Here is a 24,087-nt window from a genome sequence, read left to right on the forward strand (position 1 = left end):
AACTTATGAACGAAATTAATATCAAACCCTACAAAAGTGTTGGCAATTTTCACTTTGGGAAAACTCAAAAAGAAATCATTACTCAATTTGGAGAGGCTCTCAAAGTAGAAATAGATAATATAATGCAAAGAATAACAGAATTTCGTAATGCACAAGAGCTTATTTATGATAAAAAAGGCAATGATTATATTCTAAATCAAGTAATTTGCCTGAAAGACACTACACCAATGATTGAAAATAGGGATATTTTCAGTTTAGGATTGGAAAAACTTAAGGAAATTGACAATAATTTTATAGAAGGAAAGCAATATACTACTTTTAAAACATTAGGAATTTGTTTAGGTGGCTTCGGAAAGAAAAAAATTCCTGAAAAACGCCTTTTAATAGCCTTCTGCAGAGAAAAATTAGCTTTCTATGAAGATTTTACAAGCGTATAAAACCAAAAATAAGACAATGACAGACTTTAATTACATCAAAACACTTTTCAATATCCAAGAAAACAACGGATTTACCGATGAAGAGCTACAAAATATTAGAAAAGTAAGCTCTAATATCCCCCAAGTGCTATATGATTATTATGTTCAATTAGGAAAAATAACAAAACTGAACCAAACACAAGATAGTTTACTCATTCCTGAGCAAGTTCAATGGTCAAAGAATAAAGATTATTTAATTTTTTATGCAGAAAATCAGTGGGCTTGTGTATGGGCTATTCAAAAAGAAGACCTTACAGAGGAAAATCCGTCTGTTTATATGAGTAAAAACCAAGAAACTTGGGAAAAAGAATCTGAAACGCTTACTGATTTCTTAAATGCAATGGCAAATTTACAAGCAGTTTTCAGTTTTGAATATTCGTCAGAAGATTTTTTATTTATAAATGAAGAAGAATTAAAATTTATAAAACAAAATTTCCAAAAAAAGCCCTTTGCTTTCAAAAAATGGATAGGTATTGATTTCTATGGTAACTTTATAGGTGATATTATTGCTATTTTTAACAACAAACCTTATTATGATGTATGTTATGCAGCTTCAAATAAGGAACATTTTGAAGAAATTGACAAACTCATCAGAAATTTAGGTGAAAAATAAATTCAAAAATAGGAAAGTAAGTAAAGAAAATAGGAAAGTTAGTGTAAAAAATCAAAGAGAAAGTACAAAAAACAAAAAAGTCAGTGTAGAATGAGGTATTTTTTAAAAGAAAATCAAAAAGTAAGTACGCGAAATAGAAGAGTGACTTGTAAAAATAAAATTCCTTGATAAAACATCAAAAAGTAAGTATGAAAAATAGAAAAGTGAATTATAAAAATAAAATTTCTTGATAAGAAAACTAAAAAAACAATTGTAAAACAAAAAATTCATTTTACTTAGCATCAAAAAACATCTCAAAAACAGCAGAATATGAAAGAAAAAACTAATGCACAAGTCGCTTTTGATGAAACCATTAAAGCCGTTTATGATTTGTTAAAGCCTATCGGATTCAAGAAAAAAGCACTTAACTTTTATCGGATAAAAAACGATGTTTGTCAGCTTATAAATATTCAAAAAAGCCTTTATAACAGCAATGAATCTATTACTTTTACAATAAATATTGGTGTAGATATAGCTAAAACTGACAATAATTTCCCTCCGATGACGCATTTTCATATACGGGAACGCATCGGGAATATCAAGAAAAATGAAGATTTTTGGTATGCCTTTGATGAAATTCAGGATATTTTCACCAGAAAACAAAAATATCAATCGGAAAGACAATTAGTTTTGGAAGATATTGAAAAATATGCTTTGCCTTTCTTAGATAAATTCACAAACCAAAATGATATAGAACATTTTTATAAATAAAAACCAAAAAAACGAAAAAATATGAGTAAAGAAAAATCAGCGTACATTCAGCAAAAGATAGCTGAATTCAAAACAAAATTACAAAAACCCATTACTGAATTTGAAACGGGAGGATTTTGCCCAAGCGGAGAAAGAAATGAAAATTGGATTGGTCGTGTTTTTCTTTGTAAACCTAACGAAAAGCAAGCTGTTATTGACAAAAATGGCAAAGAATTGTATCCACTTGCTCAGTTTTATCTTCCTGATTTGCCTTTTGTCCCCGAACAATTAAAGCACATCACTTGGCTTACGGTATTTATGGGAAAAGAGTTCCCGCACATTGAAGGTGAAACAGCTACTTCAAAAATTGATGAAAATGGAGAGCAATATTGGGAACTATCTACCGAACTTGGCACAAATGGCGACGGTTGGCTTATCCGAGAATATACTACTGAAGATGAATTGGTTGAATATGAATTCCCGACACAAGAATATCCCAAACCTTTTCCGCTAAAACCTATCTATAAGGAGCGAGATTTTCCTTTTTGGGACGGCGGAGGCATTCCTGATGACATAGCAGATGAAATTAGTGAATTAGATAATTATAATGACAAAGAAAATGAAAATCTGCTAAATTATTATGATGATATTATGAGCGGTGAACATAGTTATTCACACAAATTTGGCGGATATCCATCATTTTGTCAGTCAGGAATATACTTCGGTGATGATTTTGAATTTGTATTTCAGATTAGTAGCGATGAAAAAGCACAATTTAATGTGATAGATTCCGGAAGCCTTATGTTTGCCAGAAACAGTAAAACGGGAGAATGGGGATTATACTATGATTTCTATTAGAAAAAATGTAAATGAAATTCATAATTGACAAAAAAGAAAAGATAAATGATACAAGATTTAATTTCACATTACAGAAATCGGCTAAATGCTTTGGAAGATGCTATTTTGATTGGAGAAATTTCTGAAGGAGCAACAAAATTGAATCCAGAAATCGAAAATTTAGTAACTGAAGAACATAAAAACTTCCTGAAAATTTGCGATGGAGGATTTTTCGGAGATGTTGTACTTTGGGGAACTTCGGATATCTTAGAAAGCCAATACAGAGTTCCTGAAAATGCTAAAAATACAATGTATGAAATCGGACAAATACTTTATGAGCCTGTTTTTATAGATAAAACTACAGGAAATGTATATTTTGATGCGGAAAAATACAAAGATATGCTAAATATCAGCACCGATTTTAACGATTTTATACAAAATTATATTTTCGGAGATAAATATCGAACGCATATTCTTCACTTTCAAGATGAGGATGATGATTGGTCTCTATTTTTAAAAGAAAACATTTAATTTTGAAAAAAATATGAAAAGTAAATTTGAAACTTTCCCAACAGGAAATATATTCAGCGGATATGCTCCAGAAGGCGAATATGTTCGCGATCAAGTCTTACAAAATCAATACGATACGATAAGTTTTGGAGGTATTGGTTGGGACAATGTAAAACGAATTGACTTGTCTTATCTGAAAGATTTAAAAAGCATTCGGGATTTGACTATTGTTCACGATAATGATACGATAATCACAGGGTTCGAGGCTCTTTACTCCTTACCTAATCTACGGAGAATCAACCTAATGTGGTTCAATGATGCTTTCCAGACTGAAAACAATGAAGTTTTCGATATTTCGCAATGCAAAAATCTCACAGAATTTATTGGTGCTTTACATAAAAATATCATCAATTTTGAAAAATGTGAACGTTTGGAACATATCCAAATTCGTCATTTTTCTGATGAAAATTTTAGCCGTTTGTCATTGCTGAAAAACCTTAAAAAGGTACGCTTTGCCCAATTTTTATGCAAAACTGCCAAAGGGTTAGAAAATTTGTCAAATTTGGAGGAAATTTGGTTACAAATGGGCAGTAAATTGGAGGATATTAGCGATGTAAGCAATTGTGAAAATCTTAAAATACTGAATATTGAATCTTGTCGAAAATTGAAGGACATTCAACTGAAATCCAAAACTTTACAAAAAGTTATTTTTCTACAAAAAATACAAAGCATTGATTTTGTGAAAGATTGTCCTAAATTGGATTTTTTGCAATTTAAAGAACTGATAGATGGAAACTTACAACCAGCTATTGAAGCAAAATTAAAAGAAGTCTATTTCGGAACGAAAAAGCCCAATTATACTCACTCCAATAAAGAATTGACAGCAATTCTGAACGAATTGCAGAAAAAAATAACATTATGAAATACAATAGAAAAGAATTAGATACTCAAAAGCAGTTTCACGCTAAAAGAATAGAAAATGAAAACATCCCGCAGTCATACAAGGATTTTATGGCGAACAAGCCCGAAAACCAAATGACAAGCGTTCGCTATGGAAGACGCAAAACGGCAAAACAAAATAGCACGCCCCGTCAAGATTATTGTATCTACGCATACGATATGCTTATTCGTAATAGTGACCCAGACGACAAAAAAAGTTCACTTAATTATCAATGGCTTAGCGATGCCGACCTTAATTACAAACCTTTGGAAGGTGAAACTGAAGGCATTACTTTGGAACAAATTCGCAAGGCGTTTTGTTTTGGTTCAACAGATGGCGGAAAGTTGTTTTTCCATCCTGAAGACCATAGCGTTTGGGAAATTTACTACGACTTATATATCCGTCAAACTGCTAAAAATTTTGAACAATTCATCAAGCAAGCCAAAGTACAACAAACTTGGGAACTGAAATAAATTTCTGTAATCGTTATGAATGGAATAACCTGGGATAAATTCTATTTTATCATTACTCCTGATGAATTTCAACTGATTTTCAGCAGAGAAGATTTCTATTTTATGAAAACAAATTGCCGTGTATCATTGGATTATCAATACGATTCAAAAGAAAGCATTTTCTCAGCATACCAAAACTTTTGGGAAAAGATAATTTTAGGCAGAATAAAACTCGCTAATCCCGAACTTACAGACACATACCTACCAATGTACATCTCTATAGTTGATGATTATCGCAAGGTAAGATTTGAAAAATTCGATTCAAAGTCAGACGGCAACATTGATTTTAAACGAGTGCGAAGCAAAAAAGTTTTCATTGGGCTTTCTCCGGCGGAATTGAGTTTCTTTAACAATAAAATATCAATGGCTTATTTCAATAACGAAGGAAAGATTGGGCTTAGTCTGGTTCACGCCAAAAGTATTGACGGAGTTTCTACCGATAACGAACCCACTGCTCCCATTTACAAAGATATGGTAAAATCCATCAAAAGTATTTGTAAAAAAGCGAAAATCTCGGACGGAAAAACAGAATACAAACCCAATCTTTGGATTTCAGAAAATGCCAAAAAATTGATTAACAACAACATATATCTAACAAAGAACAATTTAAAGTTTATTTAAGAAAAATGACAAAAAACGAAATCATACAACTCATTCACACCGATTGGCAACAAACTCCGGAGGAAGAACGATATTTTACGCAAGAAAACATTCAAAAATGCAGTGATGACTTGGATATTTTCTGCAAAAAAATGGAAAACTTTCGGCAAACCAACGCTCCACAGGAAGAATACGCAAAAGCTATTTATCAAATTTGTGAAAATCTGGCTACTTTCAACCGAGAGGACGAAGAACCTGAGTATCTGCACGGATTTTTGTACAATGTTTATACAGAAGAACTTACTAATTTCATCAGAGAAACGGCTTTTGCAAACGGATTTCAGCTTCCGGCTCCTGAAATAATTCCGACAGAATTTTTTTCACTCCAACATTCAACGAATCTTTATTATGAACTCTTTTCTGTGTACATCGGTAAAGACAATTACAACGGTGTTTGCTTATTATACAACAATAAAAATCAATGCTTTGAATACGATGAAAATCCGTATGGTGACAGCTACCTCCTACCCGTTTTCAATTTTCAAGCAAATGAGAATTTCACTGAAATTTCTTTTGAAGTACTCTCGCAAGGGCGTTACAAACACATAAAATTGGTTTCACAATATCCGGAAGATAAAGTTTGGCTTAAAAATTTAGCTTTTCTAAACCAAAATAAGGTTTTTAATCAGAATCCAGCCCCTGATTTTTGTGATATTGAAATCCAAACTTGGCAAGGGAATATTTGCAGGATAGATACAACCAACAGAGACAGCAACGGCAATATCATTTCAATGTTTACGGAAGGGTCCGGAATTTTACTTCTCATTGCTGAAGTAAAAAACGGTAACCTGCAAATTGAAAATGATTACGACAAAGTAGAATCAATCAATGATAAACTGTTCTTGGTGTATGCCGTGCCTGATTGGAGTAGTTTTGAGGTAGATTCCATCGCTTTTGAGGGTGATTTATTCACCGTTACAACCAAAAATAATTGTTATAAATACAACGAAAACAGAAAATTAGAAGTAGAAAATAGCGATGCAAAGGTTTTTACTTATGAAATAAAAACTTTTCCGTTTATGCTCAATTTTTTAAAAGAAATTACAGCTTTGAATAAAAGTTCAAACCCTAAAAATCAACAATAAAAATATGAAAGTGTACAAATTACAACCCAAATTGCGAGCCGAATGCACTTATGTAACGGTTAAAGCCTCAACGGACAGAATGTTTGATTATTTCGTTGCCCCCGACGGCAACGGAACGTTCCTGCAATATATGCAATTGACCGGCAAAGCCGACACGGGCGTAAAAGATTCGGATTTGGAAAAAGCTGATTTTCTGATAGGCTTTGTAAGTTTACCCATTTTCTCCGAACGGTTTGTAGAAATTCTTTCAAAAGAAATTGGCGATGAAATTACTTTTTATCCGATTGAAATTGAGGCAAAAACCATCAAAAAACCATTTTTTGTAGCGAAAATCAATCGGTATTTGGAGATTATCGATTACGAAAAATCGGACACCGAAGAAATAGACGGAGAATTGGCACCGGACTATTTTGGAAATATCGTATATAACGAAAATCTGCCCGAGTTTTATATCGCTCGTGATAAACATAGCTATACCGATTGGTTTATTTCTGAAAAAATGAAAAACTTAATCGAAAAATATAAATTATATGTCAACATTAAGTAAGTCAAGAATAAATAACAGCATCAAATTTTAGGAAAATAAATATTTTTAAACAATTAAATATCAGCATTATGACTCAAGAACAAAAACAAAAAATTCAGAGTTTAGCAGAGGCAGAAATCCGCCATTCCTTCCAATTTATTAAAAATCAAACCGATAAGGAAAGTAAAGACCTTGTGGCATATTATTTCTTTTTGGTTGATGATTTTTTCGCAGCCAACAACGCAGGAGTTACCCGCCAAGATATAGAGGCGTGGAGAAAAACAGATGATTATGACCCTGAATATGACGGATTGTTAAGTGCCATCTGGTCAGGTGTTTGTAAACTTTACGAAGGAGATTTTATTTCTGTGAGTGAAGAATTGTACAACGAAGCGTATTCGCTTGTAAAGGGCTTGGACGATTACGACAAATACAACCAAATCCGATCAGATTTTGAACAATGTATCATTGATGCTCTCAAAAAATGTGATGAAGAGGGCGTTTTTGGTAACAGAAAGGAAAACGGGTTGCTGCTTTTTGCCTTTTATAGTGATGATTATGACGAAAATGGCGAAGGGTCTCTATTGTATCGTTCTGCAAAAGTCTTGAACGACAAAAAAGGATTTGAAAACATCATAAAATAATATTTCAACAACAATGAATTTAATAGAAGACATCCAAAAACTAAAAGAAAATTTAAACGTTTTTCCAAAAGCTGAAGATATTTTTATTGAAAAGCAATCTTGGCTGAAAGAACATTTTTTACCTCTAATTTCTATCAATTTGAAAGAAATAAATCCGGAATGGGAAGGCACAATTCTGCATATGATTAACCCTATTGAACCCTATGAAGGTTATATCGGTGACGGAACAGAGAAACATCACAACGAATTTACGGCTCCCAATTGGTTAGCTTTCCGCCTAACGGAAGATAACAAATATGAATTTCTGGGCAAGGAAGGATTTTTTATGCGAACGACTATCAACAATTGGAACTTTGACAGTGAAGAAGAGAAACATTTTTCAAACTTAAAACAAAACTATCTGCAAAGTATAGAAAACGTGGCGAAGTACGGCACTTTGGTAAACGTGAGATATCCTGAGTACAATGGAAAGCCCAATCGCAAGAATTTTCTGGATAGCTTAGGCGGAGAAATGTTTTATGGAAATTGGACAACTTCCGCAGAAGAAGAAGGAATCCCTTCCGCCTTCAAAATAACGATAGAATATCCTGATGGCGATGAAGAATTACCCAATGACGGTATTCAAATTTCTTACAATAATTATCCTTTTCATATGATTGCAGAAGTGGCGGGACATAATTATTGTGGAAGTGGTGCCGACGCCATCATTATGTTGTACGAACCCGTAAGCCGCATTATACTTTTTACTTTTGATTATTCATAAAAGAAAGCTATTCTTTTACTTTCCTGAACGATTTCATCTAAAAGGAAACATAAAAATGATTTATTAAAACAAAAAGTATATATGCTCTCTAACAAATAAATATAACTTAATGAACAAACTTTTAACTTAAAAAAATATGTATTTTAGAGAAAACATAAACGATTTGAATGAAAATCTTCACCCTTTCCCGAAAGCTGAAGCAGTATTTTCGGAAAAACAATCTTGGCTGAAAGAACATTTTTTGCCTCTAATTTCTATCAATTTGAAAGAAATCAATCCAGAATGGGAAGAAACAATTTTGCATATGATTAACCCTATTGAACCGTATGAAGGTTATATTGGCGAATACACAAAAGATTTTCATAATGAATTCATCGGGGTGAACTGGCTGGCTTTCCGTCTAACGAAAGACAATAAATACGAATTTTTAGGGAAAGAAGGATATTTTTTGCGAAGCCCAATGTACCACAACCAACTTAAGGAAATGATGACTCAAGACTGGGATATGAGTTATTTCAAAAATAACTCCGTTTTATTTGAGCAACGAAAACAAGAGATTTACGAAGAAGCTCTCAAAAACTTTGATGAAGCCATAAGCACCTATAATCAAAATAAAAAAGATTTTCAGAAAAAAGGTTACTTTGGCAAAAAAGATGAACTTCCTTACTATGGCGGAAACTATCTGGATAGCTTGGGAGGTGACATTCAGGGCGGCAATTGGGTGGACAGCGAACCCATTCCTTCGGCTTTTGTTCTGACAGAAGATGAAGATTGGAACATTTCTATCACGCACAATGGCAATCCGTTTTATCAGATTGCTTCGGTCTCAGGGTACAGTTATTCACACGGTGCCGACGCCATCATTATGTTATACGAACCCATAAGCCACATTGTACTTTTTACTTTTGATTATTCATAAAAAAATCGTCTTTCTTACTTAGTTAAATTATTTCATCTAAAAGGAAGCATAAAGCAATCTCAAAAATGATTTATTAAAACAAGAAAGTATATATGCTTTCTTGTTTTAATAAATATGTATTTTAGAAAACTGAACGAAACTTTAAAAGTTTCCTCGAAAATGGCGGAAATTTTCATCAAAAAAGCAAAAAATAAAATTTGTAGACACTTTGTAGACAATTATTTTTGTCATCTTTAGTCAGAGTAAAATACTTTTGTGCTGTCAAATACTAATATTTAATTGTTTTGAAATAAATTTCTATTTTAAAACAATAACTTACTATAAATAAAACACTTATGATTTACTTTGATTGTGCATTTTATGCAAGGGAACAACTGTTTAACTTATTGTTCAAAAAACTTTTACAATCATATTTTTTCCTACCCTAATAGTCGTAAAAAAGATGAAGTTATTCTGTTAGACCTGACTACTTTTGAGAAAAAAGTCATTCACTTGGGCTCAAAAAAACTCATTCACAGAGTGGAAGCTTTGGGTAACGATGAATATTTTGCCATTGACGGCGAATTTTTCGGGATAAAATTCAATGCAAAAGGCGATATTCTATGGAAAACCAAAAAGTTGAATTGGGAAGAATTCCATTACGCCCCTGATTTTTTCATTTACAATCATCAAATTGTTTTTAACGATGCCATTGGCGAACGCATTGATATTAAAACAGGAGAATTTATACACAAAATCACTGCCAGAGGTGGTAAAGCCACGCCTTTTTTTGACCATTGGGTCATTTACAACACAGGCAAGATGTACGAATTAAACACAGATAAAACAGATAAATTGAACATTGAAAAATATCTTAATAAATGAGTGAAAAAAAAACCTGTCAAAGCTTTGACAAAGTATTAAAAAATAATGAATCTTATACACATTGATTTTCTGGAATTTATAAAAACAGGAAAATTTGACTGTATCAAAATTGGTCAAACAAAAGAATATATTTTAGAGAATTTTCCGAAGCCAGATAGCATTTGGGACAATTACCACACAAGCAGCAACATTTGGACTTATGGAAATATAGAGTTTCATTTTTCTAAAAATGAGTTGTATATGATGTTTTCTGACCATTTTAACTATCAAAAGCTAAACGCAGGTAAGCATATCAGCATTGATAGGTGGATTTTTGAGCGACCACGCAGATTGACTCTAAAAAATGTCATTCAAGAATTAAACACACACCATATTGATTTTCAAAAAACTACCACTAAATTAAATATAGAACTAAAACTTAATAGCGGCGTTATTTTGTATTTTGAGAATCATAAAGACATAACGGATTTAGACCCAAATAAATTCCATTTAGTAGCATTTGCCTTTAAGGAAAAGTAAATTTATACTATTGAGAATAAACGCTTTGATAAAATAATCGTGAAACTCAATTTAAAAAAGAAAAATATGAAACAAAAAACCGAAAAAGACCACAAAATGATGGCGATGTTATTTCACTTTACTGATGAAAACCAAACCTTTACGGAGGATAGTTTGGTGGCACATTTTTTTGAGGCAGTGAATTTTGCCTTTGACAATTTTCAAGAGCCTTTTCGCATTGCCGACTCGTGGGCAAAGCAAGAATACGAATACGAACTTGCCACCATTGCCCTACGTGTCGGTACGGGTTTGAAACGTTTGTATCCGAAATTGGCAAAATCTGAAAAAGTGCAAAACGCTATTTTAGAGGTTTTTTATAACGAAAAATATTCCGCTGAGGCAAGAATTAATTTCTTATACACTTTGGAAGATGCTAAAATGGATAAGCAAATCGCTGATTATGTGAAAACTTTAAGCGAAATCCCGACCTCTTGGGGCTATATAATAATGTGCGTTTTATGCAGTCGCAAAATTGGAGGTTTTAGCGAAAAAGTCAAAATCTTACATCAGAAAATAGAACACACACGAGGCGAAGCAGAAACAAGAAAATATTGCCTTCGTTATCTTGAAAATCATCATAAATATAAAACATTTTAATGATGAAAATCATCAGTCAATTTAAAGATTTTTACGATTACAAAGTAGCCGAATACGGAATGGATGAAACAATTGTCTTCGACCGTCGCGACCCTGTTTTGCTCATTAAAAACGAACTGCTTGTAAATCAATCCATTTTCAAAGAACCAACTGATACTGATGCTCTGCATTCCGTATTGTATGTGGGCAATGAATTGGTACATATTTTTTCAACGAAAAACCATATTTATACGCATTTTGATTTGGAAAATGTAGCGGATTTGGATGCTTATTCTGATTATTTTTTGGGAAGTGATGATTTCAAACTCAAAAATGGCAAGAGCATTACCATTACCTCATATTTATATACTCAAAATAATTATTCACTATACGAGCAATTACACCAAAACAGAACCAAAAATATTTATGCCGTAAAAAATATTACCAGGGGTTCAGGCAAACAATTGCAATGGGAAGATTTTTCACAAAAACCGCTGTTGTTACTTAGAAGACTCTGGCACGACTCGTCTTCCATACTACTGGATGCCAATCCGTTTTTAGCTCAGGCTGGAATTTATATTGACCCTGATTTTGTGTGGCAAAATGTTGTACAATTTCTGTCCGATTTAAAATCTGCTACCGAAAAGTCGCCCGAAGTTCCTAACGAACAAAAGATTACAAACAAAGGATTTGACAAGAAAACTTCTTTCCGTCCAAAAATGAAAAAGAAGTAATGTTAAGCGAATAAACCTATGAAAGAATATAATTATCTGGATTTTACTTTTCATTGCACAGTTATCTTTTTCGCTCACAAACGAAAATATGTTCCAAATCTCAACTCTGGGAAATACAGACCGCATTTTATGGTCAAAGGACAGAAAGATTATTTGGGAATTTATTTCATTGATGGCGAAGAAGTTGTATTCGACAAACCCATAAAGTGCAGTGCTTTGCCTTTGTATGACACAGTAGATTATTCGGCACTTACAGAGGGAACCTCCTTTTTTATAATGGAAAGCAGTAACATTGTGGGCGAGGGCATTGTAGAAAAAATTTTTTGGCATCGGTAAAAAGTTTTGAGCAAAAAACTCAAAAAAACTATTGAAACAAAGCAACATAGAAAACAATTATTTCTGTAAAATAAAAATATAAATATGGTTATACGCAATTTTACAAAAACCGATTACCACCCAATGTACAGCAAAAACCTCAGCGATTTTACATCTGATTTGAGGAATTTCGACATCGACCAACAGAAAAGATTACTTCTGAAGTGGGACGAACAAACAGAAAGCTTTTCAGTATGGAACTTCGAGCGAGAAATGCTTTGGGAATTGAAAGAAGCCATCTGCTATGCAAAATTCGACCCGCGTAATGAATGGATTTGGCTCGTTCGTCGTGAAAATGAAGAATTAGTAACCGTTTTGGTATACGATTATGAAGGAAAACCAATTACTTCCACCCAAATGGAAGATGTGATATATGATTCCGCCTTCATTATTACTTTACTCCCTGAAAGAACATCAGTTGCCATTGATTTTTGCGGAGGACAAGACGGTTCGCAAGAATATTTTTTATCCGTTCAGAAGAATACAATTGAAATCCTGCGGGAAATGGAAAGAGACGTATGTTTTCTATTTGCATTCGACAACGATAAAAAGGCTTTACTGCTTAACTTCTATGAAGATACTATTTTCATAGCCTCATACCCTGACTTAAAAACACTCAAAACATTCACTTTTTCAGAGGATTTCTCTTATGGAGGAATCAGCAAAATAACCGACAAATGTTGGATTGTTTCCAATGAATATAGTGCACGTCATTTTCTGTTTAACCCCGAAACGATGGAATTCGGCGAAGAAATTATCATTGAAGGTTACCAACCACAAGAGAACGAAGGTGGAGAAATCCTTTCCGATATTACTTCAATGGAATACTACGACGGAAAACTCATCTTTTGTCATTTCCAAATCACAGGAAAATATCCTAACACAAAGGAAGAAAAATGGTGGGGACAAGCAACTATAAATTTGTAAGGTTTGAAAAAGCGATATTCAACAAAAAATAAACTCAAAATTTAAAACATAACAATATGATTACAACACATTTAGGAAGAAAACTTCCGAAAGAGTATTTAGATTTTATTACCAACTACGAAAAACAAGATTTTTGGCTAACAATGTATCCCAATACAGAAAACCAATTTAGTGAGGAGGTAGAAATCTGGACAGAAAGTCAATTACTTTCACAAACTTACGACAGCAACAATGCTGACTACCAGTGGTTAAGCAGCTCTGATTTGGATTTTTCAATGATTACCTTTCGTGAAGATATATGCCATATCACACCTGAAGAAGTAAAAAGCGGTTTCGTAATTGGTAGCCTGAACGAAGGATTTCTGTTTATCAATCTGCATAATGGCTCGGTATGGACTTGGTACAGCGATATGTTTTGTCAAAAACACGCCGATAATTTCACAGAATTTCAAAAACTCCTTACCGATCAACCTATTGATGACGAATAAAAAAACATTTCACATTAATTCTTTTTAAAAAAAATAATAATATGCAACCACTTAAAGAAGAAATTTATTTCGCTGTTTCCGATTTTTTAGAAGCATACAAAACAAAGGATTTTAAAACCTTAGCCAACAAGTTTGATATTTCGGGAGAATTTTTGGAAGAAATCTATGAAATGCTTGATTTTGTGGAAGACCTCAGCAAGTTAAGAATTTTTCCAATCGAAGAAATGCAAAAGCAAATCAGCGGGCAAGATTATTTAGATGTTTTCAACTATGATGAAAGCAGCGAAAACTCATACGAATACGGTATTGAGTGTGTTTTCTTTGACGGAAAAGAGCATCTTGGTTACATTATTGCCGATTACCGCTCCGACAACCATTTTCCGAAACTAAATTTTAAATATTTCAGCGTTTAACAACCGTTTTCCGAACGCCAAAACTTCACAGATACATCAAAACAAAAGTCTTATAAACAGAACAAAATGGAAGAAAACAAAAAATTATCTTTTGTAGAAAAGATGAAACTGAAAGCTCAACAGCAAAAAAAATACGGCGATGACAAGTTCCAAAGTGAGGAAGCAAAACTCGACACTCAAGATTGCCCAAATTGCGGTGCAGGAAGAGCAAAACGGGAGGGAGTAACACATTGTGCTTATTGCGGTTATGAATTTATACACCATAAACTCGATGATGGAATTTACATCAAAAAAGAAGATAACAGTCGTTAAACTTCAAACTTTTTATCAAAAAAATTTGGACATCAAACACATATAAAATGGAAGAATTACACATCAGATTCAGTAATTTTTTAAGAAAACTGACAGAAAGAGCCAACCAACTCGCCGAAGAAACAAAATCCTCAGCACAAAGCTTTTACGACGAGGATATCGACAGCCACAAACGAAGTTTTTTTAACTTTAAAATGGGCATTCAAGGGCAATTTACAAGCATAATCAACAAAGCTCAGGAGGTTTTTGACAATCAAATTCAAGTTCACGAACCCACAATTAGGGAAAGACGCACGCCCGAAGGTGAAATTAAAGAAAAATGGTTCCGGAAAATCCACGATGAATTCGAAAATTGGAAAGACCTAATCCGCAACTTATCCGAAAATGTTTTTGAAGATGTAAAAGAAAAATCTCCCGAAACCACACTTCAGGAAATCATCGAGCAATACAACCGAATCAAAGACAATTTTCATTGCACGCAATGCGGAGGAAAATTGGAAATCAACGAAATATATTTCATCTCTACGTACATTCCCTGTCCGTATTGCCAAACACAGAATACTTTTGTTCCCGGCACAAAAATGCGAGAATTGGAGTTCATCGCTAAAGATTTGGCAGAAGAACGCACCCAAAAGGAAGAAAAATTCTACGAAAAAATTTCAAACAGAAGCACTTCCACTCCGGAAGAAACGTTCATTGCGTATTTCCGCTGGCGTTTTGCAATGTGGAAAGTAGTAAAAAATATCGTTCCCATTCTTGGGCAAGCCAACAAAAAAGTTCTTTTTCGTGAAATACACGATTTAATAACCTATGATGAGTACAATTTTTATGAAAACCCCGATGTATATCGAAAAATCATAAAACTTTTAACACAAACCGAACCGGAAGAACGAAAAATTGCCACTGAACTTTTTGAAAGTCTCGGTGCAAGAGGTATCCCGCAGGAAGAATTCAACAAACTAATATCCGAAGCTAAAAACCTCACAAACAACTAAAAACAACGCTACTGACACAAAATGTTTTTCTGTTGTAGACACTTTGTAGTCGCCCATTTTTAGGAATTTTTATCACTCAAAAATATCTTTGCCCCAGAGTTTAATAAATTGTTCACCAAATAAAACACAAAATTATGTTCGGAGATTTAATGAAAAAAATGCAAGAAGAAATGAAAAAGGCAATGGGAGATAACTTCCAAATGAACATTCCTGAAGGCTTAAACCAAGAAGGCGGATGGAACGAAGAAGAAGGTGTTTACTATGCCAAAGGTTCTTTTGATGACGAAGTGGAGTACAATAACGAAATCGTTTGTATTACCAACGTAACGCTTGACAATATGGAAGAGATGAACGAGGCAATGGATGACAAAGATTACGCTCGTGCCGAGCAGGTTCGTCTGGAGTGGATTAAAAACATTCCAAGCTATATCGCTCAGGTGAACGAATTAGGTGATTACAACGGTGATGATATGCTCCAAAAGGCTGCCATCAAGTACTTTGAGTCCTTCGATGCATTGATGAAAAACGGCTACCAAAAGCTTATCGCTATGCGTTTGGCCGGCAAAAGAGGCACTCCTGAGGAGCAAGCACAGCTGAAAGAAAACAACAACTTGATGCAAAAGTTCGCCGACAAATTCAACGAAGCCAGCGACGATTTCCTTGAAAAACACGAAGACGACTAAAAGTTCAAGTGATGTTCTGACAACGAATTTCGTAGAGAAACTCATTTTCTACGAAATTCTTTATTCTTACTGAAGAATTTAAGCTGTAGAAAACAGCATTTCAAAAATTTCAACACTAACTTTAGCCTATTTTCATACAAAATTCAGAAAAATCACTTATTATTCTGACAAAAGAAACAAGAAATCACGAAAAATAAGCTAAAAACAGAAACAAAAACCTCATTTTTTCAAAACAACAGCTCCAACCGGCAGTCGGGGAAGGTGTTGCTCGCGAACAACAGCCTGAACCGGCAGCCGATGAGACTGTTGTTCGCAAATTTCAGCTCCAACCGGCAGAAGAATATCGTGTTGATTGCAAACAACAGCTTCAACCTGCGGTCGGTGGAGGTATTGCTCGAGAAAAACAGCAAGAAATGAGTCCGTAAATCTATTTTTTGTGTTATTTTTACATCAAATCTGTGATGGTTAAATTCTTGCTTTATAAAGTCAGTTGTAAATATATACAGAAAATATAAAATCTTATCAAAAAACGATTTCTTTAAAAATAAAAAATAATGGATTACAGCAATCAAATAGCCAGAATCAAAGAAAAACTACAACAAGCCAAAGAAGTTGATAAAAAACTTGAAGTTTTTGGAGCAAGAAGTCATAAATATGAAATAGGTTCGCCTCTTTCTGAAGAAAAACTGAAGGAATTAGAGCAAAAATATCAAATTTCATTGCCTGAATGCTTCCGAAATTTCCTTCTGCATATCGGAAATGGTGGAAAAAAGAAAAAAGAAAGCGGTGCTGCTCCCTTCTACGGGCTGTATCCTATTGAACAATGCATTGAAGAGAGTGAAGACCGTTTCAAATTTCCGTGCGTTGTATATCCAAAGATAAGCTATGAACATTGGGATAACATAATCACAAAACTTATTGATGACGAGGATATTTCTGATGAAGAGTACGACCGTGAAATGGACAAAGCCTTTGGTTCGCTGCTCACTTTTGGCACGCAAGGCTGTACCTATGACACTGCCATCGTGCTGGAAGGTAAGTATCGCGGACGGATTGTAAATATTGACCTCGACTTTCAAAAACCGCACTTCGCTTTTGAGGAAAATTTCTTGGATTGGTACGAACGGTGGCTCGATGAAATCATTTCCGGACAAATTGATAAGTCTATGAATGGATTTAGTTATCAAATGGGCGGAAGTGCCGAAGAATTGCTTTCTATCTTTGAAAATGCTTCTGAAAAAGAAGAAAAAACCGATGCCTTATTAGGACTTTATTGTAAAAAACCGCCTCTTTCTGCAGCTGTTTTGAATAAAGTTGAAGATTACATACAAAAGGAAGATACGTACTTTGAGTATTTTGTTACTATTTTATGTATTTCTGATTTTGAGCGAGCTAAAAAGTATTTTCCACAGCTTGCCGAGCGTAATTTATTACGTTTTTTTCAGAATATTTATTGGTATTCCAAAAATAAGAAGCAAGACAGCCGAGATTTATTGCCAATCATTCTCGAGAAATTACCAAACATCACCGACGAAGAGACTTTCCGCTTCTGTGGCTACGTGTTGAGAGAAACAGACTTGGATTACGGCGAGTGGATAGCTCCTTTTGCTGAGAACAAGGATTATAAAATCCGTTCAGATGCTTTTTACATCTTAGGGCATCTGAAAAATAAAGAAAAATACTTGGATACTTTCGTAAAAGGTTTGTATGATGAAAAACCATCTGTGGTAACCGAGGCACTGCGAGCATTACACGGTATCAAAAACGAGACGTTGCTTCCGCATTACAAGAAAGTCGCTATGCGTTTCCCGAAAGAAGATGAAGATTATGTTTACTGCAACCTCAACTACCGACTGAAAGAATTCGGGCTAACAGTTAATGAAATTCTGAAAATGAATTTTTAAATGAATTTTAGCGTACTTTCGTAAGCGAAAGCCATAAAAAGCATACATTTTTATAATATCTATCAACCAATAAAAGAACACCGATGAAAATTATAGATGTTACCAACGGGGATTTCCTTCTGCTGAAAGATGTTGTGATAAATCAGGCAACGACTTACACACAACTGAGAGAACAATTTCCTGATAACAAATATTGGGAAGTAGGGACGGGTTATTTTTGGATTTATTTTTATGACATTATCGTAGAACAGCAGCAATTTTATGTAGATATTTGCTTTAAAGGAGAAGAATTGAACAGAATTATATTTGAATTTAAAGGCATTTATGAAAAAGATTTCTCTTGGGAAGATTTCGACGAAAAGAAAGAATTAAAAAAGAAGAAATCATACGAAAAATGGATTGCCAAAACACTTGGAAATACGGAATTTCCTTGGGGAAAAGTAAATGCTTTTTATGACCCGAAGAGTTGCTCTACCGGAATCGTTTTAACTTATAATAAACCGAAGTAAAATAACAAATAAATGCTGGAAATACTTACAGAAATCAAGAAAATATACCAACTTCCGGAAAGCGAATACGCAGGATTTTCAGAAGATGAGCTTCTTTTGGCAGAAAAACGCCTAAATGTTACATTTCCGAAAGCTTTTCGGGAATATTACTTGCAAATGGGCAGGACTGAAAGCATTAACCAGTCGCATAACTATTTATTTTCTCCTGAAAAAATAGACTTTGACGGAGATTTTCTCTGCTTTTATGAGGAAAATCAAGGTGTTGCTTATTGGGGAATTCACAAAAACGATTTGCATTTGGATAATCCGCCTGTTTGGGGAAATTACGGTTCTGAAACACAGCCTAATTGGATATTACAAACACAAAAAATTACTGATTTCTGGCTTTATATGGCAATCTACAATGGCGTTTTGGGCGGACTTACCTATAATGCCAATGCGTTGGGAAGTATTTTTTCAGAAGAATCATATCTCAGTCCTGAAGTTGTTAAATATGTTCGGGAAAATTTCAAAAAAATTGAGGCAATAAGCTTTGTTGAGCAAGAAATTTATCAAAATAATTCGGCAGTTATTAGCATCAGTTTTGAAGTTGAAGGCAATCAGCAAAAAGAAGCAACTGCTTTGTTCTTAGGAAGCTCAAATCAAGAAGAATTTGATGATTTGCTGAACAATTTAGAGGATTTAGGCTTGCAATGGTCATACATTTCCTATGAAGATGATGATAATTGGGAGGACGAAGAATAAATTTTTAGTAAAGTGAATACATTTATGATTAAAAAATAAACAATTATGTTCGGAAAATTTTTCAATAAACCAAAAAAGGAAGAGAAACCTTTTCAAGGCGGATGGAATGAAGAGGAAGGCGTGTACTATGCCAAAGGCTCTTACGATAATGAAGTGGAATACAATAACGAAATCATTTGTATCATCAATAAATGTGATTACAATATGGAAGATATGAATGAGGCGATGGATGATAAAGATTACGTTCGTGCCGAAAAAGTCAGGCTACAATGGAAAAAAGATTTACAACATTACATAAATGAAGTAAAACAGCTCGGAGCATACGAAGGCGACAATTCTTTTATAGAAGCCGCAATTAAATTCTTTCAGTTTTATGACGAACTGATGGATAACGGTTATAAAATTCTTATACAACTACGAGCTGAAGGCAAACGAGGCACACCTGAAGAACAAGCCCAGCTAAAAGAAAACAACAAACGTATTCAAAAGAATATGGACAAACTGAATCGTTTCAGCGATGAATTTCTTGAACGACACGGTTATGAAGCCGACGATGATGAAGATGATGATTACGATGACCAAAGTCCGGTAAATTACAGCGGGTTTGTCAATCCGTTTATGAATATGACACACGATGCCAATAATCCGCTATTGCAACCCATACACGGCGTTTCGCTTCAGGATTATGCTGCTGCCGCTGCCAATATGGCAAACGGAATGACCGATGAGCAAGTTTGTAAAAGGTTAGGCATTGAACTGCCGTTATGGGACGAAGCCAATCAGCTTTGGATAAAACGAATGCAGCAAGATACATCTTTTACTGTGATGTCGCTTTATGGGCAATACTTTGGTCAAGCTCATTCTCACCCGAAATTTAGCAAACAAACCGACAATCAACCGAAAGATGACTATCTTACCCGAATTTCTACCGATGAGAAATTTTATTATGAGCTTTGCGGAGCAAGGCAAGCCGCATACGAAGCAGGATTAGATGGAGCACAATGGATTGAGGACAATTACGGAATTTCACTTGGTGATTTTCAAAGTGTGGCAATGAAATGGATGAGCAATATGATTAATATGCTTCCGTATCAGCAGCAAAAGCAAAAAGAATACGCCAAAAAATTCGCTGAAGAAAGCGGAGGAAATATCGCCGATGACATCGAATTTTAAGCAAACATAAAAACAGAACGCTTTTTCCTTCAAAAACGTTCTGTTTTTGTTTTCTATTGAAAAGTTTTCACTCAAAAACGAAAAAAATAAACCTTTAAAAATTGCTATTTCATCTCTTTAACCTCTGCTTCAATCAGTAAAATTATAACGATGATTACCTCATTCCGATTTTTCACAAAAATTTGTTAATATTCAACATTTCCGTTGCTGCACTCTTTTATTTCTTAAAAAACAAATGTACATTTGCCAGCGTTTTAAAAAAATATTGAATAATGAGAAAGAGATTTTTATGCGGAATTTTAATTACTGGTTTACTTTTAACTTCTTGCCAAAAAGAAAAAAACAATTCTGAAACCGAAAAACAACAACAAACTGAAAATTCTACCTTAAACTCAAAAGCCGAAAGAAAAATAAAAGAAGTACAAGCCTTTTCTACAAAGTATTTTTATGATGACGAAACGGAATCGGAAATTTCCGTAACAGAAAATTATAAAACAAACTTCACTTACACTGACAACCAAATAACAAACATCACAATCACCAAAAATGATAAGCAATTCTATGCTTCCGAAATCAGTTATCAAAGAGAAAATATCTTTGCCAAAATAACCGAAGACGAGCAAGACAGGAATATTTCCTTTTCATTAAATGACAAAGCAAACATCATTAAGAGAGAATACAAAGAGCAAGATTCATTGAATGTTTCTGAATTCGGTTACAATGATAAGCAACAATTAATAAGCAATTCACCTTATAAATACCATTGGGACAATGAAAATATGGTTAAAGTAACCAATGGGAAAGAAAGCATCAATTATACTTACTACGATACAGAAAATAAAAATCAATTTTTATTAACTTTCTTTGTAAATGATGACTGGGCTTTAGGGTATTTAAACTATTTTAAAGATTTATATCCGTTTAATTGGGGAAAACCATCTAAAAATTTGGTAAAATCAATTGTAAAAGAGGAAAACAACGCTGTAAAATATAGCAAATCGGAGCGTAATTTTGAATATGTTTACGATAATGACTACATTACAGAAATAAAAGAAAAAAGATTTTTACATTATTACTCAAAACAAGTAAAAGAAAGCAATTTTGCTGACAATGATAATGAAAAAATCAGTGAAATATGGGAAGAGATTCAGGAAACTATCAAACAAATTGATGACTTCTCAGAAAGAAACCGAAAATATCAAATTCTTACTGATTCCAGTTTAGAAAATGTACATCAATTTGTGATTGTTATCCGAAGACACGAAAGAGGAAGCATAAACGGAACCGAATACGTTCCGTATGATGAAATAGAAAAGTACGATTTCAAATACACAGTAAACGGAGATGAAAAAACTTTTACATCACTAACAAAAATTCATTCGACAGCCACTACCAATATTCAAAAAGCCGAAACCACATATAAAGTCATTTATGAATAATAAAAATGCGACCTAAATTAGGTCGCATTTCTTTTTAACTATTTCTATTTATTGTTCTTTTGAATTTAAGTCTTTTGAATTCTTTCTTTTATTCCTTGCCCCACTTCTGCGTTTTACAGAAATATTATTATCTTCAATGATTTGTGTTACGGTAGCCGAAAAACTACCGTATTTATCGGCATTTACTAATTGCATTGCTATAAGATAAGGCACTAATTTGGTATTGATAACAGTAATCAGCACTTTTTTGAGTTGTGAAGCCGTAGGTTTTTGTGATTGAGCCACCAACGTTTTCTCGTACTCCAAACGCATTTCGTTGAACTTATTTTGAGTATTACGAAGCTCCGAAATACATTCCGAAACCCCTACAAGTGTTAAAATATCGCTTTCCAATTCCGTAGCAGAGAAATCTTGTAAAAGTGATTCAGTAAGCGATGATTGATTAGCATAACTTTCACGCGTAATTGATACGCCATATTTTGAAAATACCTTATATAATTTCTCTCCTGCTTCCTTCAGTTTCGGAATAGGCATCGACTGATAACCTTTTAATATATTGTTTAATGAACGAATCATTTTACCACGTGCATTATCAACCTCTTCAAGTTTTGAAACAATTACATCACGTTTTATAGCCTCTATAATTTGTTCCGAAAGTGTTTCAATTTCCTCAAAAAGTGAAACTAAAAAAGCATCATCAGCAAAAGATGTTTCTTTCTTAAAAAGCACTACCAATCGCTCAGAAACATCTCCTATTTCAGTAGTTTTAGATATTGTAAACAGTTTTTTCATTGGTCATACATATTTTAAAGTTAAACAATTATAAGTTAATATATTACAAACATATTAAAAATAGTTTTTGAAGGCAATATGTTTTAGTGTTAATTCTCTTTTTTTTAACTTTTATGATTCTCTTTTTCCTTAAAATTTTCTGTAAATTGCTTTTAGCATTAACAAATCCCTATGAATTTCATTTAAAGATGAATATGAATAATTAGTATTTAAGTTTCATCTGTATTATAAAAGAAGATTACATATATCAAATCGTTAAAACTTTTTAATCATTTAAATTCAATTATTACTAAACTTACATTTATAATCGCATTTAAAATTTTAAGAAGCATAAAATTTTATTTTTCTTCTTACTATTTATTTTAGCATTTTTCAATTAGTTAAAAAGAATTTCACTTTGTTTTTTTATCATTAACTATTTAGTTAAAGTACATTTCTGTTTGATTTAAGTTTTAACTATTTAGTTACTATATGCTTTTATATGTTTTTTAATTTTGACTATTTAGTTAAATATACAATTCATTTGCTTTTTATCATTAACTATTTAGTTACAATATCCATCAATATTAATTTGATAAAAAACAAAATATTCTTTTAAAAAATCATTTTTAAAATATCGATATTTAATTTTATTTTTATTACTTTTGCCCCGTATTATTTATTTTCTTTTAAACTATGAAGAAAATCTATTTTGTTTTTATATTTTTGTTTTCTTTTATGATTACATACGGTCAAAACGAGGAAAAAAAAATTTATTCAGTAGTAAGTAAATATGATTTTGATACGACACTAAATAATTTATTACAATCTTTAAAAGAAAAACAACTAACTATTTTTGCAAATTTTGACCATCATAAAAATGCAAAAGCATCAGGAATAGAAATGCCTAAAAGCAATGTGATTGTATTCGGAAATCCAAAAGTAGGAACTCATTTAATGCTTGATAATCCTAATATTGCTTTGGAATTACCTCTAAAAATTGCCTTAGTAGAAGATACCAATCAAAAAACTTCATTAATTTTTAGTAACGTAAAACTTTTAGCTGACAAATATGCTTTAAAAAATACAATTGTTTTAGAAAAGATGCAACAACTGATAGAAAACATACTTAAAGATGCTTCCGGAAGAGAAAAAATCTATCAATAAAGGCATCAAAGCACAAAAACAAAATAGTAAATATTAGAAAATAACTTTTTTCATTTATATTTTTGATAGAAAAAATCCCAAAACAATATGTTTTGGGATTTTTCATTACACTTCTTTTTTAAAAGCAATAAATATGAAGTATTTTTGATTTAATTGTTCTCTTTTTCAAACTGAATTAAAAATATTTGCTTTGATTTTTATAAGAAAATACATCAATTTAAATATTCTTCTGTAATAAATT

31 protein-coding genes are annotated in these 24,087 nt (G+C 33.0%); 30 read left to right on the forward strand and 1 reads right to left on the reverse strand.

Annotated elements, in window-relative coordinates:
- The first annotated feature begins 5 nt into the window (after positions 1 to 5).
- The 29 genes from GN105_RS03695 (at position 6) to GN105_RS03840 (ending at position 21,908) form a co-directional block, all read left to right on the forward strand.
- On the forward strand, positions 6 to 437 hold the full coding sequence (locus GN105_RS03695) for a CTP synthase (RefSeq protein WP_155284080.1): 432 nt from the start codon (positions 6 to 8) through the stop codon (positions 435 to 437).
- On the forward strand, positions 415 to 1,089 hold the full coding sequence (locus GN105_RS03700; protein ID WP_227977325.1) for a hypothetical protein: 675 nt from the start codon (positions 415 to 417) through the stop codon (positions 1,087 to 1,089). The genes GN105_RS03695 and GN105_RS03700 overlap by 23 nt, the downstream gene beginning before the upstream one ends.
- A 309-nt stretch (positions 1,090 to 1,398) precedes the next feature.
- Positions 1,399 to 1,839 carry a DUF4304 domain-containing protein gene (locus tag GN105_RS03705; protein WP_155284081.1) on the forward strand — a complete coding sequence of 147 codons (441 nt, stop codon included), beginning with the start codon at positions 1,399 to 1,401 and terminating at the stop codon, positions 1,837 to 1,839.
- A 21-nt stretch (positions 1,840 to 1,860) separates the two neighbouring features.
- Positions 1,861 to 2,676 (forward strand): DUF1963 domain-containing protein, encoded by an 816-nt coding sequence (locus GN105_RS03710; protein ID WP_155284082.1) that lies wholly within the window; start codon positions 1,861 to 1,863, stop codon positions 2,674 to 2,676.
- 45 nt (positions 2,677 to 2,721) lie between these two features.
- Complete coding sequence (locus tag GN105_RS03715) at positions 2,722 to 3,186, forward strand: hypothetical protein (RefSeq protein WP_155284083.1); 465 nt, start codon at positions 2,722 to 2,724, stop codon at positions 3,184 to 3,186.
- A 13-nt stretch (positions 3,187 to 3,199) separates the two neighbouring features.
- Positions 3,200 to 4,087, forward strand: a complete 888-nt coding sequence (locus GN105_RS03720) for a leucine-rich repeat domain-containing protein (RefSeq protein ID WP_155284084.1) — start codon at positions 3,200 to 3,202, stop codon at positions 4,085 to 4,087.
- On the forward strand, positions 4,084 to 4,578 hold the full coding sequence (locus GN105_RS03725; protein WP_155284085.1) for a hypothetical protein: 495 nt from the start codon (positions 4,084 to 4,086) through the stop codon (positions 4,576 to 4,578). Before GN105_RS03720 ends, GN105_RS03725 begins: the two co-directional genes overlap by 4 nt.
- 15 nt (positions 4,579 to 4,593) lie before the next feature.
- Complete coding sequence (locus tag GN105_RS03730) at positions 4,594 to 5,238, forward strand: hypothetical protein (protein ID WP_155284086.1); 645 nt, start codon at positions 4,594 to 4,596, stop codon at positions 5,236 to 5,238.
- A 5-nt stretch (positions 5,239 to 5,243) separates the two neighbouring features.
- The gene (locus GN105_RS03735; protein WP_155284087.1) at positions 5,244 to 6,362 is read left to right on the forward strand and encodes a DUF8184 family protein; all 1,119 of its coding nucleotides are present in this window, start codon (positions 5,244 to 5,246) and stop codon (positions 6,360 to 6,362) included.
- 4 nt (positions 6,363 to 6,366) lie between these two features.
- A complete protein-coding gene (locus tag GN105_RS03740; RefSeq protein WP_155284088.1) occupies positions 6,367 to 6,909 on the forward strand; it encodes an imm11 family protein in 543 nt (180 codons plus the stop codon).
- Between the two features lie 68 nt (positions 6,910 to 6,977).
- A complete protein-coding gene (locus tag GN105_RS03745; protein WP_155284089.1) occupies positions 6,978 to 7,532 on the forward strand; it encodes a DUF4303 domain-containing protein in 555 nt (184 codons plus the stop codon).
- Between the two features lie 13 nt (positions 7,533 to 7,545).
- On the forward strand, positions 7,546 to 8,295 hold the full coding sequence (locus GN105_RS03750) for a hypothetical protein (protein ID WP_155284090.1): 750 nt from the start codon (positions 7,546 to 7,548) through the stop codon (positions 8,293 to 8,295).
- 136 nt (positions 8,296 to 8,431) lie between these two features.
- Positions 8,432 to 9,214, forward strand: coding sequence for a hypothetical protein (locus GN105_RS03755; RefSeq protein WP_155284091.1), 783 nt, complete (start codon positions 8,432 to 8,434; stop codon positions 9,212 to 9,214).
- Positions 9,215 to 9,574: 360 nt separating this feature from the next.
- Complete coding sequence (locus GN105_RS03760; protein ID WP_155284092.1) at positions 9,575 to 10,078, forward strand: hypothetical protein; 504 nt, start codon at positions 9,575 to 9,577, stop codon at positions 10,076 to 10,078.
- A 45-nt stretch (positions 10,079 to 10,123) separates the two neighbouring features.
- Entirely contained in the window at positions 10,124 to 10,597 is a 474-nt protein-coding gene (locus GN105_RS03765) for a hypothetical protein (protein WP_155284093.1), read from the forward strand.
- Positions 10,598 to 10,663: 66 nt separating this feature from the next.
- Positions 10,664 to 11,233 (forward strand): hypothetical protein, encoded by a 570-nt coding sequence (locus tag GN105_RS03770; RefSeq protein WP_155284094.1) that lies wholly within the window; start codon positions 10,664 to 10,666, stop codon positions 11,231 to 11,233.
- A complete protein-coding gene (locus GN105_RS03775; RefSeq protein WP_227977324.1) occupies positions 11,233 to 11,946 on the forward strand; it encodes a hypothetical protein in 714 nt (237 codons plus the stop codon). Before GN105_RS03770 ends, GN105_RS03775 begins: the two co-directional genes overlap by 1 nt.
- An 18-nt stretch (positions 11,947 to 11,964) precedes the next feature.
- Positions 11,965 to 12,282 (forward strand): hypothetical protein, encoded by a 318-nt coding sequence (locus tag GN105_RS03780; RefSeq protein ID WP_155284095.1) that lies wholly within the window; start codon positions 11,965 to 11,967, stop codon positions 12,280 to 12,282.
- Between the two features lie 84 nt (positions 12,283 to 12,366).
- Positions 12,367 to 13,248, forward strand: coding sequence for a hypothetical protein (locus tag GN105_RS03785; RefSeq protein ID WP_155284096.1), 882 nt, complete (start codon positions 12,367 to 12,369; stop codon positions 13,246 to 13,248).
- 56 nt (positions 13,249 to 13,304) lie between these two features.
- A complete protein-coding gene (locus tag GN105_RS03790) occupies positions 13,305 to 13,736 on the forward strand; it encodes a hypothetical protein (protein WP_155284097.1) in 432 nt (143 codons plus the stop codon).
- 41 nt (positions 13,737 to 13,777) lie between these two features.
- A complete protein-coding gene (locus GN105_RS03795; RefSeq protein ID WP_155284098.1) occupies positions 13,778 to 14,149 on the forward strand; it encodes a hypothetical protein in 372 nt (123 codons plus the stop codon).
- Between the two features lie 66 nt (positions 14,150 to 14,215).
- Complete coding sequence (locus GN105_RS03800) at positions 14,216 to 14,461, forward strand: hypothetical protein (RefSeq protein ID WP_155284099.1); 246 nt, start codon at positions 14,216 to 14,218, stop codon at positions 14,459 to 14,461.
- 47 nt (positions 14,462 to 14,508) lie between these two features.
- Positions 14,509 to 15,456 (forward strand): hypothetical protein, encoded by a 948-nt coding sequence (locus tag GN105_RS03805; RefSeq protein ID WP_155284100.1) that lies wholly within the window; start codon positions 14,509 to 14,511, stop codon positions 15,454 to 15,456.
- Positions 15,457 to 15,590: 134 nt separating this feature from the next.
- A complete protein-coding gene (locus GN105_RS03810; RefSeq protein ID WP_155284101.1) occupies positions 15,591 to 16,139 on the forward strand; it encodes an LIC11966 family surface protein in 549 nt (182 codons plus the stop codon).
- 554 nt (positions 16,140 to 16,693) lie between these two features.
- The gene (locus GN105_RS03815; protein ID WP_155284102.1) at positions 16,694 to 18,043 is read left to right on the forward strand and encodes an SMI1/KNR4 family protein; all 1,350 of its coding nucleotides are present in this window, start codon (positions 16,694 to 16,696) and stop codon (positions 18,041 to 18,043) included.
- Positions 18,044 to 18,126: 83 nt separating this feature from the next.
- Complete coding sequence (locus GN105_RS03820; protein WP_155284103.1) at positions 18,127 to 18,552, forward strand: hypothetical protein; 426 nt, start codon at positions 18,127 to 18,129, stop codon at positions 18,550 to 18,552.
- A gap of 12 nt (positions 18,553 to 18,564) precedes the next feature.
- Positions 18,565 to 19,296, forward strand: a complete 732-nt coding sequence (locus tag GN105_RS03825) for an SMI1/KNR4 family protein (RefSeq protein ID WP_227977323.1) — start codon at positions 18,565 to 18,567, stop codon at positions 19,294 to 19,296.
- Positions 19,297 to 19,341: 45 nt separating this feature from the next.
- A complete protein-coding gene (locus tag GN105_RS12935) occupies positions 19,342 to 20,469 on the forward strand; it encodes a DUF6620 family protein (RefSeq protein WP_227977322.1) in 1,128 nt (375 codons plus the stop codon).
- Positions 20,470 to 20,741: 272 nt separating this feature from the next.
- Entirely contained in the window at positions 20,742 to 21,908 is a 1,167-nt protein-coding gene (locus GN105_RS03840) for a hypothetical protein (RefSeq protein WP_155284104.1), read from the forward strand.
- Positions 21,909 to 21,956: 48 nt separating this feature from the next.
- On the opposite strand, the gene GN105_RS03845 is transcribed toward GN105_RS03840, so the two are convergent.
- A complete protein-coding gene (locus GN105_RS03845; RefSeq protein WP_155284105.1) occupies positions 21,957 to 22,700 on the reverse strand; it encodes a DUF6261 family protein in 744 nt (247 codons plus the stop codon).
- A 675-nt stretch (positions 22,701 to 23,375) separates the two neighbouring features.
- Between GN105_RS03845 and GN105_RS03850 the strand changes: the two genes are divergently transcribed.
- Positions 23,376 to 23,846 carry a DUF302 domain-containing protein gene (locus GN105_RS03850; RefSeq protein WP_155284106.1) on the forward strand — a complete coding sequence of 157 codons (471 nt, stop codon included), beginning with the start codon at positions 23,376 to 23,378 and terminating at the stop codon, positions 23,844 to 23,846.
- The last annotated feature ends 241 nt before the right edge of the window (positions 23,847 to 24,087 follow it).

The sequence above is a fragment of the Capnocytophaga felis genome (assembly GCF_009684755.1).
In the GTDB taxonomy this organism is placed as follows: Bacteria; Bacteroidota; Bacteroidia; order Flavobacteriales; family Flavobacteriaceae; genus Capnocytophaga; species Capnocytophaga felis.

Excerpts from the sequence above, each read along its gene's own strand:
- GN105_RS03695 (WP_155284080.1), top strand. The coding sequence starts at position 6 with ATGAACGAAATTAATATCAAACCCTACAAAAGTGTTGGCAATTTTCAC.
- GN105_RS03700 (WP_227977325.1), top strand. The coding sequence starts at position 415 with ATGAAGATTTTACAAGCGTATAAAACCAAAAATAAGACAATGACAGAC.
- GN105_RS03705 (WP_155284081.1), top strand. The coding sequence starts at position 1,399 with ATGAAAGAAAAAACTAATGCACAAGTCGCTTTTGATGAAACCATTAAA.
- GN105_RS03710 (WP_155284082.1), top strand. The coding sequence starts at position 1,861 with ATGAGTAAAGAAAAATCAGCGTACATTCAGCAAAAGATAGCTGAATTC.
- GN105_RS03715 (WP_155284083.1), top strand. The coding sequence starts at position 2,722 with ATGATACAAGATTTAATTTCACATTACAGAAATCGGCTAAATGCTTTG.
- GN105_RS03720 (WP_155284084.1), top strand. The coding sequence starts at position 3,200 with ATGAAAAGTAAATTTGAAACTTTCCCAACAGGAAATATATTCAGCGGA.
- GN105_RS03725 (WP_155284085.1), top strand. The coding sequence starts at position 4,084 with ATGAAATACAATAGAAAAGAATTAGATACTCAAAAGCAGTTTCACGCT.
- GN105_RS03730 (WP_155284086.1), top strand. The coding sequence starts at position 4,594 with ATGAATGGAATAACCTGGGATAAATTCTATTTTATCATTACTCCTGAT.
- GN105_RS03735 (WP_155284087.1), top strand. The coding sequence starts at position 5,244 with ATGACAAAAAACGAAATCATACAACTCATTCACACCGATTGGCAACAA.
- GN105_RS03740 (WP_155284088.1), top strand. The coding sequence starts at position 6,367 with ATGAAAGTGTACAAATTACAACCCAAATTGCGAGCCGAATGCACTTAT.
- GN105_RS03745 (WP_155284089.1), top strand. The coding sequence starts at position 6,978 with ATGACTCAAGAACAAAAACAAAAAATTCAGAGTTTAGCAGAGGCAGAA.
- GN105_RS03750 (WP_155284090.1), top strand. The coding sequence starts at position 7,546 with ATGAATTTAATAGAAGACATCCAAAAACTAAAAGAAAATTTAAACGTT.
- GN105_RS03755 (WP_155284091.1), top strand. The coding sequence starts at position 8,432 with ATGTATTTTAGAGAAAACATAAACGATTTGAATGAAAATCTTCACCCT.
- GN105_RS03760 (WP_155284092.1), top strand. The coding sequence starts at position 9,575 with ATGCAAGGGAACAACTGTTTAACTTATTGTTCAAAAAACTTTTACAAT.
- GN105_RS03765 (WP_155284093.1), top strand. The coding sequence starts at position 10,124 with ATGAATCTTATACACATTGATTTTCTGGAATTTATAAAAACAGGAAAA.
- GN105_RS03770 (WP_155284094.1), top strand. The coding sequence starts at position 10,664 with ATGAAACAAAAAACCGAAAAAGACCACAAAATGATGGCGATGTTATTT.
- GN105_RS03775 (WP_227977324.1), top strand. The coding sequence starts at position 11,233 with ATGATGAAAATCATCAGTCAATTTAAAGATTTTTACGATTACAAAGTA.
- GN105_RS03780 (WP_155284095.1), top strand. The coding sequence starts at position 11,965 with ATGAAAGAATATAATTATCTGGATTTTACTTTTCATTGCACAGTTATC.
- GN105_RS03785 (WP_155284096.1), top strand. The coding sequence starts at position 12,367 with ATGGTTATACGCAATTTTACAAAAACCGATTACCACCCAATGTACAGC.
- GN105_RS03790 (WP_155284097.1), top strand. The coding sequence starts at position 13,305 with ATGATTACAACACATTTAGGAAGAAAACTTCCGAAAGAGTATTTAGAT.
- GN105_RS03795 (WP_155284098.1), top strand. The coding sequence starts at position 13,778 with ATGCAACCACTTAAAGAAGAAATTTATTTCGCTGTTTCCGATTTTTTA.
- GN105_RS03800 (WP_155284099.1), top strand. The coding sequence starts at position 14,216 with ATGGAAGAAAACAAAAAATTATCTTTTGTAGAAAAGATGAAACTGAAA.
- GN105_RS03805 (WP_155284100.1), top strand. The coding sequence starts at position 14,509 with ATGGAAGAATTACACATCAGATTCAGTAATTTTTTAAGAAAACTGACA.
- GN105_RS03810 (WP_155284101.1), top strand. The coding sequence starts at position 15,591 with ATGTTCGGAGATTTAATGAAAAAAATGCAAGAAGAAATGAAAAAGGCA.
- GN105_RS03815 (WP_155284102.1), top strand. The coding sequence starts at position 16,694 with ATGGATTACAGCAATCAAATAGCCAGAATCAAAGAAAAACTACAACAA.
- GN105_RS03820 (WP_155284103.1), top strand. The coding sequence starts at position 18,127 with ATGAAAATTATAGATGTTACCAACGGGGATTTCCTTCTGCTGAAAGAT.
- GN105_RS03825 (WP_227977323.1), top strand. The coding sequence starts at position 18,565 with ATGCTGGAAATACTTACAGAAATCAAGAAAATATACCAACTTCCGGAA.
- GN105_RS12935 (WP_227977322.1), top strand. The coding sequence starts at position 19,342 with ATGTTCGGAAAATTTTTCAATAAACCAAAAAAGGAAGAGAAACCTTTT.
- GN105_RS03840 (WP_155284104.1), top strand. The coding sequence starts at position 20,742 with ATGAGAAAGAGATTTTTATGCGGAATTTTAATTACTGGTTTACTTTTA.
- GN105_RS03845 (WP_155284105.1), bottom strand. The coding sequence starts at position 22,700 with ATGAAAAAACTGTTTACAATATCTAAAACTACTGAAATAGGAGATGTT.
- GN105_RS03850 (WP_155284106.1), top strand. The coding sequence starts at position 23,376 with ATGAAGAAAATCTATTTTGTTTTTATATTTTTGTTTTCTTTTATGATT.